Origin of the sequence: Lachnoanaerobaculum umeaense, from assembly GCF_003589745.1 — a bacterium.
Taxonomy (GTDB): domain Bacteria; phylum Bacillota; class Clostridia; order Lachnospirales; family Lachnospiraceae; genus Lachnoanaerobaculum; species Lachnoanaerobaculum umeaense.
The window spans coordinates 2647812-2662269 of the sequence record NZ_CP032364.1 but is presented as its reverse complement, the minus strand read 5'-3'; the positions used below and the strand labels follow the sequence as shown (position 1 = coordinate 2662269).

Below are 14458 nucleotides of genomic sequence, written 5' to 3'. Positions count from 1 at the left end.
GTTCGAAATTCTAAAAATTCTAAGTTTCAAAAAGTTCAAAGAATAATCCAATATTAAAAAAAATTTGGTATAATAAGGAGGAGATATGAAAGATAAAGACATAACTCAGAAAGTACTTGAAAAGTACAATGATGTATTTGCTGATATTTTAAATGTACTTTTATTTAATGGGAGAGATGTAGTAGAAGAATCTACACTTATTGACGCATTGCCGATGAGTATGTTAAAGATTGACGGAAGGGTCAGATCACAGGAAAGGGATATAGCAAAGTACTGGCGTAGAAGTAAAATTAATGTAGCATTATTTGGATTGGAAAATCAGACAATACCAAATAAACTGATGCCACTTCGAGTCTTTGGATATGACGGCACAGAGTATGTAAAGCAAAGCAGAAAAGAAAATAATGATAAGGCAAAGTACCCGGTGATTACATTGGTGCTGTATCTGGGATATGAAAAGGAATGGAACTATCCCAAAACGCTTTTCGAGGTTCTGGATATAGATGAAGACATCAAGCCATATGTAAATGATTTTAAGATAAACTTATTTGAGATAGCATATCTGAATAGAGAAAAGATAGATTTGTTTAAAAGTGATTTTAGGATACTGGCGGATTACCTCTACCAGATGAGGGTAAACAGAGATTATACAGCTGATGAAACTACCATTGAGCATGTGGAGGAGCTTTTAACATTAATGTCGGCAATGACAGGAGATAATAGATTTGAAGAGACTATAAACTATTTGAAGGGAAAGGAGAAGGTCAATATGTGTGAAGTACTGGATAGAGTAGAAGCTAGAGGGATAGAAAAGGGAATAGAAAAAGGAATAGAAAAAGGAATTGAACAGGGTATTAAAAGAGGTACAATAAATACTCTTATATCACTGGTAAATGATGGAATACTAAGTAGTTATGAAGCGGCACTAAGGGCAAATATGAGTGTTGAAGATTTTGAAAAGTATTTAAAGAAAAATTGATAAAGTATAATTATATAGGGGCTGCCTTTGGCAGCCCCTTTGCATATAGTACTTGAACTGTAACTAATATCCTATAACATCGCCTCTTTCATTTCTTTTGCATATGCACCTATATATTTGGGAGCTTCGGTTTTGTACTGTTTTAAGAGCTTGATAATGGCTGAACCTACGATTACTCCGTCTGCTATTTGACTCATTTCCTTAGCCTGTTCCGGAGTTGAAATACCAAAACCTATAGCACATGGAACATCAGTATTTTCTCTTACTATCTTTACTATGGAGCTTAAATCTGTAGTGATCTCACTTCTGGTTCCGGTTACACCAAGGCTTGATACGATATATAAAAATCCCCTGGCTTCTTTGGCAATCATTGCAATACGATCATCAGATGTAGGTGCAATAAGAGAGATAAGATCAATATTATATTTTTCTGATATATCGAGGAATTCATTTCTCTCTTCAAATGGAATGTCAGGGAGGATAATACCGTCAATGCCTACTTCACTACATTTAGCAAAAAACTTTTCTGAGCCATATGAGAATACTACATTGGCATAAGTCATAAATACAAGCGGAATAGTTACTTCTTTTCTAAGTTCTACGACCATATCAAATACTTTATCAGTTGTAATACCACCTGCAAGTGCACGAATATTTGCACCCTGTATAACTACGCCCTCAGCTGTAGGATCAGAGAAGGGTATACCTATTTCTATTAGATCAGCTCCATTTTTTACCATTTCGAGTATGGCAGACTTTGTAGTTGCTACATCCGGATCTCCACAGGTGATAAATGGAATAAATGCCTTTTTATTTTTTAATGATTCATATATCTTATTCATGTAATTCTTCTCCTTTATATCTTGCAATAGCGGCACAATCTTTATCACCTCTTCCTGAGATGGTGATTACAATAATTTGATTCTTGCTCATAGTAGGTGCTATTTTCATGGCATGAGCGACGGCATGAGCAGACTCTATAGCAGGTATAATACCTTCCATCCTAGAGAGGTATTCAAATGCTTCTACTGATTCATCATCCGTTACAGGTACATAGCTTGCTCTTTTTATATCATGAAGATAAGAATGCTCAGGTCCTACACCCGGATAGTCAAGTCCGGCAGAGATGGAATATACAGGTGCAATTTGACCATATTCATCCTGACAGAAATAGGACTTCATACCATGGAAAATACCAAGTTTTCCTGTATTGATAGTAGCAGCTGTTTCAAATGTATGAATTCCCTTTCCTGCAGCTTCACAACCGATAAGTGCCACATCTTTGTCTTCAATAAAATTGTAAAAACTACCTATGGCATTTGAGCCGCCGCCTACACAGGCAAGTACAGCATCGGGTAACTTGCCTTCTTTTTTTAGTATTTGCTCCTTGATCTCCTTTGAGATTATGGCCTGGAAATCTCTAACTATAGTAGGGAATGGATGAGGTCCCATTACAGAACCGAGGCAGTAATGAGTATCATCTATTCTACTTGTCCATTCTCTCATAGCCTCTGAAACAGCATCTTTTAAGGTTTTTGTTCCGCTTGTTACAGGGATAACTGTAGCACCAAGCAGCCTCATCTTATATACATTTAATGCTTGACGGATAGTATCTTCTTCACCCATAAATACTACACATTCCATACCCATTAAAGCAGCTGCGGTTGCTGTGGCTACTCCATGCTGACCTGCACCGGTTTCAGCGATAAGTCTCTTCTTGCCCATCTTTTTTGCAAGGAGTGCCTGCCCAAGAACATTGTTTATCTTATGTGCACCGGTATGTGTAAGGTCTTCACGCTTTAAATAAATCTTTGCACCACCAAGGTCCTCCGTCATTTTTTTTGCAAAATAAAGCTTTGAAGGTCTTCCGGCATAATCATTTAAGAGATAATTAAGCTCTCTGTTAAATTCCGGATCATCCTTGTAATGATTATAAGCCTTTTCCAATTCTATCACTGCATTCATAAGAGTTTCAGGTATATACTGTCCACCATGAACTCCAAATCTTCCTTTAATATCTGTCATTTTTCACCTCTCTTACTAAACTTACAAATTTTCTCATTTTAGCGGCATCTTTTTTGCCTTCAGTTTCTATTCCTGAGCTTACATCCACACCGAATGGATGTAGTTTCATTATTTTTTCTTTTACATTACCTATGGAGAGCCCACCCGCTAAAAAATATTCTCTATCAAAACCATCAAGTAAATTTTCGTCAAAGGTCTTCCCACAGCCGGCACCGGCATCCAATAAAATAAAATCCGTTTCCTTATTTATTGATTTTATATCAGCTTTTGATTTTATCTGATAGGCATATATTATAGGTGAATTTATCTTTGTCCGTAATTTATTTATATAGTCGTCATCTTCATTTCCATGGAGCTGTACAATATCAATTATATTGTTTTTGACTAAATAAATTATGTTTTCGATATCTTCATTTACAAATACACCTACAGCCTTTACTCTTGAGTCAAGTTTTGATTTTAATAATTTTGCTATATCAAAGGATATATACCTTTTGCTTTTATTTGCAAATACAAATCCGATATAGTCAGGTAATACTTCATTTATCACTTTGATATCATCTTCACTTGTCATGCCACATAGCTTAATCTTTGTCATATTTTCCCTTTAACCAATCCAAAGTGAATTTCTTATTTTCTGCACGCATTAGTACTTCACCTACCAAAGCGGCATCAGCACCCATATCAATAATATTTTTTATATCTTCAGGGCTGTTTACGCCGCTTTCAGAAACAAATAAGATATCCTTAGGCACAAGGTTTCGAAGTCTTTTACTGTTATCTGTGTTTACGGAGAAGTCCTTTAGATTTCTGTTATTTACACCGATCATACGAGCATTTACCTTTAAGGCTTTTTCTATTTCAGATTCATCATGACATTCTATAAGAGTTGAAAGTCCAAGATCATCACATATGTCTTTAAAATATTGCAATTCCTCCACAGATAATATGGAGCAAATTAAAAGAACACAGGAAGCTCCCATTGCTTTGGCTTCATATATCATATATTCATCAATAGTAAAATCTTTTCTAAGGAGTGGAATATTGACTATATTTGATATTTCCTTTAAATATTTATCACTTCCAAGAAACCACTTAGGTTCTGTAAGTACTGAGATACAGTTTGCACCTGCATCTTCGTATTCCTTTGCAATTGCAAGATAGGGAAAGTCTTTTGCAATAATTCCTTTGGATGGAGAAGCCTTTTTACATTCACATATAAAGGATAGCTCAGGCTTTTTTAAAGTATTTTCAAAAATAAACTTTTCGGCTATGATTTTTTCTGCCTCGGCTCTGATTAAGGACAGTGGAATATTTTTTTTCTGTTCTTCAATTCTCCATTTTGTGTATGTGGATATTGTATCTAAAATGGTTATTTCTTTACTCATTGCTTATCCTTATAAAATCTTCCAAAATCTTAAGGGCTTTTTTGCTGTCGATAAGATTTCTTGCAAGATTTATTCCTTCCATTATACTGTTTGCCTTACCTCCTATATAGAGTGCTGCTCCGGCATTCAAAAGTACGGCATCTCTCTTAGGTCCTTTTTCACCATTTAATATAGTAAGAGTAATTGCTGCATTTTCTTTAGGATCTCCACCTACTAAATCTTGCTTTTTACAACGGGAAATCCCAAAATCTTCGGGCTTGATTTCATAGGTATGTAGTGAATTATTCTTTATTTCGCAAACTTTAGTAGGAGCGGAGAGTGATATCTCATCCAGTTTATCCATACCATATACAACCATACCTCTTTTAACTCCAAGATCTACAAGCACTTTTGCGAGAGGTTCTATTAGGTATTCATCATATACTCCAAGGAGCTGGCACTTCGGTTTTGCCGGATTTGTAAGAGGCCCAAGTATATTAAAAACTGTTCTAAATCCAAGCTCCTTTCTTATAGCACCTACATATTTCATAGAACTATGATATTTTTGAGCAAAGAAAAAGCACATGCCGACCTTTTCCAAAAGCTCTTTGCATTTTTTTGGATCTTCTTCAATATTTACGCCCAATGCCTCTAAACAGTCGGCTGTACCACATTTGGAAGAAGCGGCTCTGTTTCCATGTTTACTTACTTTCATACCGCCGGCAGCAGCTACTATAGCTGAGGTTGTAGAAATATTGAAGCTTCCGGCATTATCACCGCCAGTACCTACTATTTCAAAGAGGTCAAAATCTGTATCAACAGCAGTGGCATGCTCTCTCATAGCCATAGCACAACCTGCGATTTCCTGTGTGGTTTCCGCTTTCGCACTCTTTGTAGAAAGAGCTGCAAGAAATGCGGCATTTTGTGTAGGAGAAGTCTCACCGTTCATGATTTCATTCATAACTGCATAAGCTTCATTAAAAGTTAAATCTTCTTTATTTACAATCTTTACAATAGCTTCCTTAATCATATTATCCTTTCAGTTCATTATCTTATAGGTTTTAAAGTTTGTAATCCCAATCGCAGTTCTTTCTTAAAGCTTTGTAGGATTTTACGCAACCTGCGGAACTCGTTTGTTCGCTTGAAGAACAGCGAACTACACTCAAACAAGTCCTCGGTTGCTTAATCCTATCTCGCTTTTGCGAAAGAACTAATCGCTACAGGGATTACAAAATAAAACCTATAATGTATGGCTAAAATTTCAATTCTGTATAAAATTTCTCAACATTTCTTTTCCATATTCTGTCATTATGGATTCCGGATGGAACTGCACTCCATAGATTGGGTAGCTGCTATGTTCTACCGCCATTACTTCACCATCATCTGTTTTTGCTACCACTTTTAAATCGTTAGGAATGGTGTCTTTACTTGCAGCAAGAGAGTGATATCTGGCAACCTTACTCTTCGGGGGTAAATTAAAAAAAATAGTACCGGAGGTATCAAAATATGTAAGAGAGTCTTTTCCATGCATCAGCTCCTTGGCATAGGTTACTGTTGCTCCAAAGGCCATACAAATTGCCTGATGTCCAAGACAAACTCCAAGGATCGGAATACTTTGTCCAAGCTCCTTTATTACATCTATAATTACGCCTGCATCCTCAGGTCTTCCGGGACCCGGTGAGATAATAATCTTTGCGGGAGCAAGAGCTTTTATTTCTTCCACAGTCATTTCATCATTTCTTATTACTTTTATATCCGGATGAATTTCACCTACCATTTGAAACAGGTTGTAGGAAAAACTGTCATAATTATCAATCAATAGAATCATTTGTTTACCTCCTGAGCTTTTCTTAATGCGTCTACTACAGCACCTGCCTTATTTATGCTTTCCATATATTCCTTATCAGGTTCTGAGTCGGCTACAATACCGGCACCGCTTCTGATAAATACTTTTCCATTCTTCTTATATGCAAGCCTGATAGCAATACAGGTGTCCATATTTCCGGTAAAATCAATATATCCTATAGCCCCTCCATAAACCCCTCTTTTGTTATTTTCAAGTTCACCAATAAGCTGGCAGGCACGAATCTTTGGTGCACCTGAGAGGGTACCTGCAGGAAGGACAGCTTCAAGTGCATCCAGTGCATCATTTTCAGGTCTTATTTCACCCCTTACAGTAGAACCTATATGCATTACATGTGAATATCTCTCTATAGAGTGGAGTTTTTCTACCTTTACACTTCCAAATTTGCTTATCTTGCCAAGATCATTTCTGCCTAGATCTACAAGCATATTATGTTCAGCCAGTTCCTTTTTATCAGCAAGTAATTCTTCTTCCAAAAGAAGGTCCTCATCCCCGGTTTTTCCTCTTGATCTTGTACCGGCAAGAGGGAATGTGTGGATTATTCCGTCTTCAAGCTTTACCAAAGTTTCAGGTGAAGCTCCCGCAATCTCAACATCAGTACCTGAAAAATAAAACATATACGGTGAAGGGTTTACTGTTCTAAGCACTCTGTAGGTATCAAAAAGGCTTCCGCTAAAGTCAGCCTGTAGGCGGTTTGAAAGTACTATCTGGAAGATATCACCTTCCTTGATATGATACTTTGCCTTTGTGATCATATTTGAAAATTCTTCTTGTGAGAATAAAGGCTTTACTTCAGAGAGTAGTTTCCCTGTTTCATAGGATTTTTCGCCTGTAAATAAAAGACTCTTTATTTTCTCAAGATTTTTAATAGCGTCCTCATAGGCAATAGGAATATCTTTATCAAGTGAAATATTTGTAATGAGGATAATTTTTTGCTTTACATGATCAAATACAATAACATCCTTAAAAAGCATTACATCAATATCCTTAAAGCCCTCAGAATCTTCTACATTTCTTTTTATACTTGATTCCTTATAGTTTATATAGTCAAATGAAAAATATCCGACCAAACCGCCTGTAAAAGGAGGTAAAGAGGCGAGTCTTGGGCTTTTGTATTTTTTTAACAAATCTCTAAGATAACCGGTAGGATCATTACAGGTAAAATCCTCACCGTCCAAACTCATTTTGCTTTCAATGCAGCTTATAGAAAGCGTGGGATCAAATCCAAGGAATGTATATCTTCCCCAACTCTCATTAGCCTTTGCTGATTCCAACATATAGGCATGTGTAGATGCTTTCTTTAGAATCCGTATAGCTTCTATAGGGGTAATGAAGTCAGATAATATTTCCATACTGACCGGTGCGAGAGTATATTCTTTAGTTTCTTTTATCTTTTCTATTTCAGTTAAAGTAGGGTAATACATAAATCTCCTTTATAATGTCTTTCCTTCAAGTACAACTCTTTTTTTGATTTCAACCATCAAATCATCAAACTGTTTAAGGTCAAGTGATTGTGCACCGTCACATAATGCTTTAGCAGGATCATTGTGGACTTCAATCATAATTCCGTCAGCACCGACAGCAAGTGCTGCCTTTGCAAGAGGTGGTACAAGTGATCTTATACCCACTGCATGGCTTGGATCCACCAGTACCGGAAGATGGGTTTTCTCTTTTAAAAGTGCGACTGCTCCAAGATCTAAAGTATTCCTGGTGGCAGTTTCAAAGGTTCTGATACCACGTTCACAAAGTATGACATTTTCATTGCCTGATGCCATGATATATTCAGCACTCATAAGAAATTCTTCAATAGTGTTACAAAGTCCACGCTTTAAAAGTATAGGTTTTTTCAACTTTCCAACTTCTTTAAGCAAGTCAAAGTTTTGCATGTTTCTGGCACCTATTTGAATAATATCCACATTTTCAAACATTGGTAGCTGAGTTTGGTTCATAACTTCTGATATAATAGGAATGTTAACTGCCGCCTTGGCACTCTCTAAGAAGTCCAGCCCCTCCTTACCAAGTCCCTGGAAGGCATAAGGAGAAGTTCTTGGTTTGAATGCACCACCACGAAGTATAACAGCTCCACTTGTTTTTATGCTTCTTGCAACCCTTGTAATCTGTTCACTTGTTTCCACACTGCAAGGTCCTGCAATAACAGTAAATGTCCCTGTGCCTATACTGATATCATTTACCTTTATGATGGTATCATCCGGATGAACTGTTCTACCGGCAGCCTTATAAGTTTCTGTAACCCTTTTTCCATAGTCAACTATCGGATGAGTTGCCACTATAGTATCCATATCTATTTTTGAAGTATTCCCGATTAAGCAAACTGCTGTATGTTCTGTTCCGGGTGCATATATTGTATCAAATCCTATATCTTCAAATTCTTTTCTAAAGTTTTGTATCGCCTCTTCACTGATGCCTGTTTTTAAAATAAAAACCATAAGTCCTCCTATGTAGTAAATAAAAAAGTCCCTGACAAATAAAAACCTAAAAAGGTTAATATTTGTCAAGGACGAAATTTCAATAATAAAAAATCGCGGTGCCACCTTGATTCACAGCATGACCTGTGCACTTTAGGATACCTACATATCCCTTGCAACTAACGTATGCGTACGTTGTAGTATACTCTGCCGAGGCATTTGACTACACCCTCCATGGTCCATTTGCTAGACTGTTTCTTATCCGGCTCTCACCTCCCCGGACTCTCTGTGAAGTCATGACTAACTTTATCTCCATATCAACGGTTTGATTATTTTTTGAATTCTAATATAAAAACTTTTGCATGTCAATAAAAAAATATTTTGTTAAGAAAAAAGATAGACATTATATTTGTATTGTTTCTTTTAATTAAATATGATAATGTCTTTTTGGCAGGAGGATAAAAATGAATTATATAGGTTCAAAATATTCTCTACTGGATTTTTTGGAAACAACTATAGAGAAGATTACCGGATATAAGAATGGTGATGATTTTATTTTTGGAGATTTGTTTGCAGGTACAGGCATTGTGGGGCAGACATATAAGGCAAAAGGTTGTAAGGTAATTGCTAATGACATACAGTATTATAGCTATGTATTGAATAAGCATTTTATTGAAAATAGTTGTGAACTTGACAGGGAGCTGCTTGATAAGTTAAATGCTCTAACTCCGGTAGAAGGTTTTATTTATAAAAACTACTGTGAGGGCTCGGGCTCCGGTAGAAATTATTTTACTAATGAAAATGGTATGAAATGTGATGCTATGAGGATTGAACTTGAACGACTACATCAAAGTGGTGAAATAAGTGATAATCTTTATTTTTATTATTTGTCAAGTCTAATAAATTCGATTGATAAATATGCAAATACTGCGTCTGTATATGGAGCGTTTTTAAAACATATAAAAAAATCGGCACAAAAAAGTTTTCAACTTGAGCTATTACCAATAATTTCCGGTAGCGTAGGAGAAGTATACAATGAGGACATCAATGAACTTATTAAAAGAATAAGTGGTGATGTACTATATCTTGATCCACCATACAATGCCAGACAGTATTGTTCAAATTATCATGTTTTAGAAACTATTGCCAGGTATGACTATCCAAAGCTTAATGGTGTAACAGGACTTAGAGATTCAACAGATCAAAAGAGCAAATTTTGTTCAAAGCGAATGGTCATAGATACCTTTGATGATTTAATAAAGAATGTGCAGTTTAAATATATCTTTTTAAGCTACAATAATGAAGGACTTATGAGCTTAGACAATATAAAAGATATAATGTCAAAATACGGAGAATATAAATTCTTCACAAAGGAGTATAGGAGATTTAAGGCAGACAGAGATGAAAATAGAAATATAGCGACTAACTCAACAACCGAATACTTGCACTGTCTGATAAAAAAATAGGAGTGATTTGATGGCAAAGTATAATGATTTGGATCCTAAAAAATGGAAAGAGTATGAAGATATCAATACGGACTCTCTGTGGATAATAGATAGGCGTGATAATTCCGGAGCACATTCCGGAAATTATCATGGAAACTTTGTACCACAAATACCACACCAGCTATTTGCTAGGTATACCAAAAAGGGAGATTGGATTTTGGATCCTTTTATGGGTAGTGGGACATCATTGATTGAAGCGCAGAGAATGGATAGAAACTCTATCGGTATTGAGTTACAGCCTGAAGTGTTAGAGGAAGCTTATGGGCGTATTCAAACTGAAACAAAGAATAAATGTATTGCAAAAGTGATTTTGGGTAATAGCCGAACTGTAAATATGGACGATTTGATGGAAAATATCGGAATCAAAAAGTTACAGTTCGTGATACTTCATCCGCCCTATTGGGATATTATAAAGTTTTCAGAGGATAGGAACGATCTGTCAAATATGGAAACTTTGGAGAGTTTTTTGGAAGGATTTGGTGATGTCATTGATAATTCAACAAAATATCTTGAAAAGAACAGATATTGTGCCTGTGTTATAGGAGATAAATATGCGAATAGTCAGGTGATTCCTTTGGGATTTCATTGCATGAATAAATTTATTGAGAAGGGATTCTTATTAAAGGCTATATTGGTAAAAAACTTTGGTGAAACAAAGGGGAAGGCCAGTCAGCAGGGAATATGGCGTTATAGAGCCATCACCAATGATTTTTATATTTTTAAACATGAATATATTTTTGTATTTAAAAAGGTGAAGTAGTTTTATACTGCTTCACCTTTAAACATTAATGTATGTGGATAATATCACTTTTTAAATGATACTCTTTACCATTGTCTGAAATTATTATTTCATTAAGACCATGCACCTTTACAGAATTCATAAAATCTTTGATATGTTTATGCATTAGACTAAAGTTACATTTCATGAGTAAACATTCTTTGTAAGTGTCGGCATCACAAACTACATATAAGCGGTTTAAAATTTGCTTTCGATTTTCTTGAGACTGGTGACTATAATACCAGCGAATCATATCATCCTTTCCTTTACGAGTAGACAAATCATAAGGTCTGGAAGATAGCTTTGCAGGATATAGCGTCAGTTTAACATCAAAAGGAATACCGTCGATATAGATATCAATATCATGGTTAAATTTATCACTATCATGTACTGCACCATACTCACAGAAAATATATTCACATCTAGTAGATGTTATGTAATTATACCATCTATGAAGTGCATAGTCTTTATTTACTTTTGTACGCTGGATTTCACTCAAGCATTCGTCTAATGAATTCATTCTATAAATAAAATTGCTGGTTTTATCGTAATAGTTATTTTGCATTTTCCAATCAGGAGAAGTAATCTCCATAGTTCTTCTTAAATCTTTTTCAAGTTGTTGCTCTGTAAATTTATTTATTCCCATATACTCTCCTTTAATATTATTAACTGTAATTTAGCAATAAAAGATCACCTGAATTTATAACATTATCATTATGAGAACCAATAGTTCTGATCTTATCAAAAAGTTTTGTTTTATATACCTATGGTGTAAAACTGATAGTTTCCTTAAAGAAATGTTCTTCATTTAGGTGCCCATTTGCATATGCATCTACAAAAAAACTTATATTTGAGATATTAGATGGATCTATATCTTGATCTGTAATAGTACTAACAGACCATTCTATAGTTTCAAAAGTGCTTTTTTGCGGTTTGATTAGTGGGAAATAAGGTGGATTTTTAATTTTCTTGCCGTCTATATAATTTTCACCGGTGCTAATATTCATAGTTTCATCTGTTTTATTAACAATATATAGTTTCAGAATATAGTTCACATTATTCATATCTGATCCTACAAGAATAATGGTACAATAATCATTATCGATAAGAACTTTATCTGTATCCTTTGGTTCGTACACATATGTAGTAGTGTTGTCTTGACCATAGGGATAAATATGAATTGTTTCTGTATCTATTTCAGTACTTTCCTTACCATCATATTCATAAACATGAATTAGTGCTTCAATATCCGTAATATCCTTAACAGTAATAGATTCATTTAACGGATCAAGATACCATACTACTTGTGATTTTGAACCTGCTTGAGCTGACTCAAACATAGGTATATGTACCTGTAATCCGTTTATAAAGCTGTCTTCGGTATTAAAAACATATGTTTTATCAGTAGATTTATTTTCCAGTGTAATATTAAGATAGGCAAGGTTAGATACATTATCCCAACCCATACTGTCTACAGTTATTGAATAATTATCTTTATCAATAACAACATAGTTTTTAATGGGATAAGGACTTTCGTTTTGAGAGGATGTTTCTTCCACTGGGTTAGAGGAAGCCACAGCAGTGTTTTTTTCATCTGAAGAATTTTCAGAGGTTATTTCAGGCTTCGTATCTTCCCTCTTACTTTCAGATGAGCTACATGCGACAAGCAGTATGCTAAGTATTAAAAGTATCAGTAAGTGAGATGTTTTTTTCATAAAGACTCCTTTTCTATAATCAAATCATTAGATAATATAAAGTATAAATCCAAACAATTATTACAAATTAACTATTACATAAGATTTATACGACATTTATTGTAACACAAAGTGGTGCTGACGTGGTAGATATAATATTGTATCAAGAGGGTCTTCTTAAAGTTTATGAATAATAAAGCTGTTTTGGGTAAAAGTCAAATCATTTACATATAAGCTATATAAATGTATAAGCCATATATGATAAAGTCCTAGTATACCACAAATAAAAATGTCCCACTTATGGTAGAATACTATTTTGTATATTCTAACACTAGGAGGAACTGACTTATCAGAAAGGTTATTTTATCAATGGATGAACAAAGAAAGTATGAAGTTATCAAAGGTCTGGTAGATCACCCCGATACAGCTAACAAGGATAGAGCTGCTCTTATCCTAGGATGCACCAAGAGGCATATAAACCGTATGATACAAGGTTATGTTAAAGATGGTAAGGCATTCTTTATTCATGGTAACAGAGGTAAGAAGCCGGCTACCACTATCTGCCCTGATGTCAGAAGTCAAGTTCTTGATCTATATAGAACTAAATACTACGAGGCTAACTTTGAACACTATACAGAGCTTCTAAAAAAGCATGAAGGCATAAGTATCTCCTCTTCCTCTGTAATGAGTATTTTGGAGTCAGAGTACATTCTATCTCCAAAGGCTACAAAAGCTAAGCGTAGACGCATTAAGCAAACTCTCAGAGCTAAGAAGGAAGCTACAACATCAAAAAAGGAATTATCACAGATACAAGCTAACTTAGTAGCAGTTGAAGATGCTCACAGTCGTCGTCCAAGATGTGCTTATTTTGGCGAATTGCTTCAGATGGATGCTACCCCTTATGAATGGGTACCGGGACAGATATGGCATCTACATTTGGCTATTGATGATGCCTCAGGTGTTGTCACAGGTGCCTGGTTTGATACTCAGGAGACTCTTAATGGATACTACCATGTATTTGAGCAGATTCTTACTGATTATGGTATTCCCTATAAGTTTCTTACTGATAAACGAACTGTATTTACTTACAAGAAAAAAGGTGCCTTATCTGACGACAAAGACACCTATACACAGTTTGCATACGCCTGTAAGCAACTTGGCACACAGCTTGAATCAAGCAGCGTACCACAGGCTAAAGGACGTATAGAACGATTGAATCAGACTTTACAGTCACGCCTGCCTATTGAGCTAAGGCTCGCAGGCGTAACCGATATCCATAAAGCCAATGAATTCATTTACCACTACATAAAAGAATTCAATGAGAAGTTCGCACTTCCACTTTATGGTATCAAATCTGTCTTTGAAACGCAACCATCTAAAGAAAAAATAAATCTTACTTTGGCGGTTTTAACTGAGAGAACTGTTGATGCCGGACATGCGATTCAATTCGAGAAGAAATTTTATAAGATGATAGATCACAAAGGAGTGCAGACCCATTATCGAAAAGGTACCAAGGTTATGCTTATCAAGGCATTTGATAGGTCTATGTTTGCGTGCGTAAATGACAAAGATATTTATGCACTGGAAGAAATACCGGCTCATGAGCATAAATCTAAGGATTTGGATGCTGACTACAAACAGCCAAAGCCTAGAAAGCCTTATATACCGCCTATGAACCATCCTTGGAGATTGGATGCCTTTAATAAATTCGCACACTCACAGCCACACAGAATTGAAGAAGACATAAAAAGTGCATAATAAAAGCCCCTTTGTGGGGGCTTATAAATTAATTATTTTGGGACATAATCATTTATGCTTGA

14 protein-coding genes and 1 other annotated feature are annotated in these 14458 nt (G+C 35.4%); of the genes, 4 read left to right on the top strand and 10 right to left on the bottom strand.

The genetic code is table 11. The features are described 5' to 3' along the window. Positions 1-85: 85 nt before the first annotated feature. Entirely contained in the window at positions 86-979 is an 894-nt protein-coding gene (locus D4A81_RS12420; RefSeq protein ID WP_111525089.1) for an Rpn family recombination-promoting nuclease/putative transposase, read from the top strand. Positions 980-1050: 71 nt separating this feature from the next. On the opposite strand, the gene trpA is transcribed toward D4A81_RS12420, so the two are convergent. From trpA to aroF, 8 genes are all read right to left on the bottom strand, one after another. Continuing rightward, positions 1051-1821: a tryptophan synthase subunit alpha gene (gene trpA, locus D4A81_RS12415; RefSeq protein WP_111525088.1), complete on the bottom strand. Its 771-nt coding sequence runs from the start codon at positions 1819-1821 to the stop codon at positions 1051-1053. Further along, positions 1814-3004, bottom strand: a complete 1191-nt coding sequence (gene trpB, locus D4A81_RS12410; protein WP_111525087.1) for a tryptophan synthase subunit beta — start codon at positions 3002-3004, stop codon at positions 1814-1816. The genes trpA and trpB overlap by 8 nt, the downstream gene beginning before the upstream one ends. Beyond that, the gene (locus D4A81_RS12405; RefSeq protein ID WP_111525086.1) at positions 2991-3602 is read right to left on the bottom strand and encodes a phosphoribosylanthranilate isomerase; all 612 of its coding nucleotides are present in this window, start codon (positions 3600-3602) and stop codon (positions 2991-2993) included. Before D4A81_RS12405 ends, trpB begins: the two co-directional genes overlap by 14 nt. Next, the gene (trpC, locus tag D4A81_RS12400; RefSeq protein ID WP_111525085.1) at positions 3589-4392 is read right to left on the bottom strand and encodes an indole-3-glycerol phosphate synthase TrpC; all 804 of its coding nucleotides are present in this window, start codon (positions 4390-4392) and stop codon (positions 3589-3591) included. The genes D4A81_RS12405 and trpC overlap by 14 nt, the downstream gene beginning before the upstream one ends. Continuing rightward, positions 4385-5401 carry an anthranilate phosphoribosyltransferase gene (trpD, locus tag D4A81_RS12395; protein ID WP_111525084.1) on the bottom strand — a complete coding sequence of 339 codons (1017 nt, stop codon included), beginning with the start codon at positions 5399-5401 and terminating at the stop codon, positions 4385-4387. Before trpD ends, trpC begins: the two co-directional genes overlap by 8 nt. Positions 5402-5632: 231 nt before the next feature. Further along, complete coding sequence (locus D4A81_RS12390) at positions 5633-6199, bottom strand: anthranilate synthase component II (protein ID WP_111525083.1); 567 nt, start codon at positions 6197-6199, stop codon at positions 5633-5635. Further along, the gene (gene trpE, locus D4A81_RS12385) at positions 6196-7659 is read right to left on the bottom strand and encodes an anthranilate synthase component I (protein WP_111525082.1); all 1464 of its coding nucleotides are present in this window, start codon (positions 7657-7659) and stop codon (positions 6196-6198) included. Before trpE ends, D4A81_RS12390 begins: the two co-directional genes overlap by 4 nt. Positions 7660-7668: 9 nt before the next feature. Further along, complete coding sequence (gene aroF / locus D4A81_RS12380) at positions 7669-8682, bottom strand: 3-deoxy-7-phosphoheptulonate synthase (RefSeq protein WP_111525081.1); 1014 nt, start codon at positions 8680-8682, stop codon at positions 7669-7671. Between the two features lie 64 nt (positions 8683-8746). Next, positions 8747-8991: a binding site (T-box leader), on the bottom strand. A 134-nt stretch (positions 8992-9125) separates the two neighbouring features. Between aroF and D4A81_RS12375 the strand changes: the two genes are divergently transcribed. Both D4A81_RS12375 and D4A81_RS12370 read left to right on the top strand, forming a co-directional pair. Then, the gene (locus D4A81_RS12375) at positions 9126-10127 is read left to right on the top strand and encodes a DNA adenine methylase (RefSeq protein WP_111525080.1); all 1002 of its coding nucleotides are present in this window, start codon (positions 9126-9128) and stop codon (positions 10125-10127) included. Positions 10128-10137: 10 nt separating this feature from the next. Further along, the gene (locus tag D4A81_RS12370) at positions 10138-10926 is read left to right on the top strand and encodes a TRM11 family SAM-dependent methyltransferase (protein WP_111525079.1); all 789 of its coding nucleotides are present in this window, start codon (positions 10138-10140) and stop codon (positions 10924-10926) included. 25 nt (positions 10927-10951) lie between these two features. Here the strand turns inward: D4A81_RS12370 and D4A81_RS12365 are convergent, their stop codons facing one another. Beyond that, complete coding sequence (locus tag D4A81_RS12365; RefSeq protein ID WP_111525078.1) at positions 10952-11590, bottom strand: hypothetical protein; 639 nt, start codon at positions 11588-11590, stop codon at positions 10952-10954. 118 nt (positions 11591-11708) lie between these two features. Further along, positions 11709-12659 carry a hypothetical protein gene (locus D4A81_RS12360; RefSeq protein WP_111525077.1) on the bottom strand — a complete coding sequence of 317 codons (951 nt, stop codon included), beginning with the start codon at positions 12657-12659 and terminating at the stop codon, positions 11709-11711. Between the two features lie 348 nt (positions 12660-13007). On the opposite strand from D4A81_RS12360, the gene D4A81_RS12355 reads away from it, so the two are divergent. Next, positions 13008-14396, top strand: a complete 1389-nt coding sequence (locus D4A81_RS12355; RefSeq protein WP_119808221.1) for an ISNCY family transposase — start codon at positions 13008-13010, stop codon at positions 14394-14396. The last annotated feature ends 62 nt before the right edge of the window (positions 14397-14458 follow it).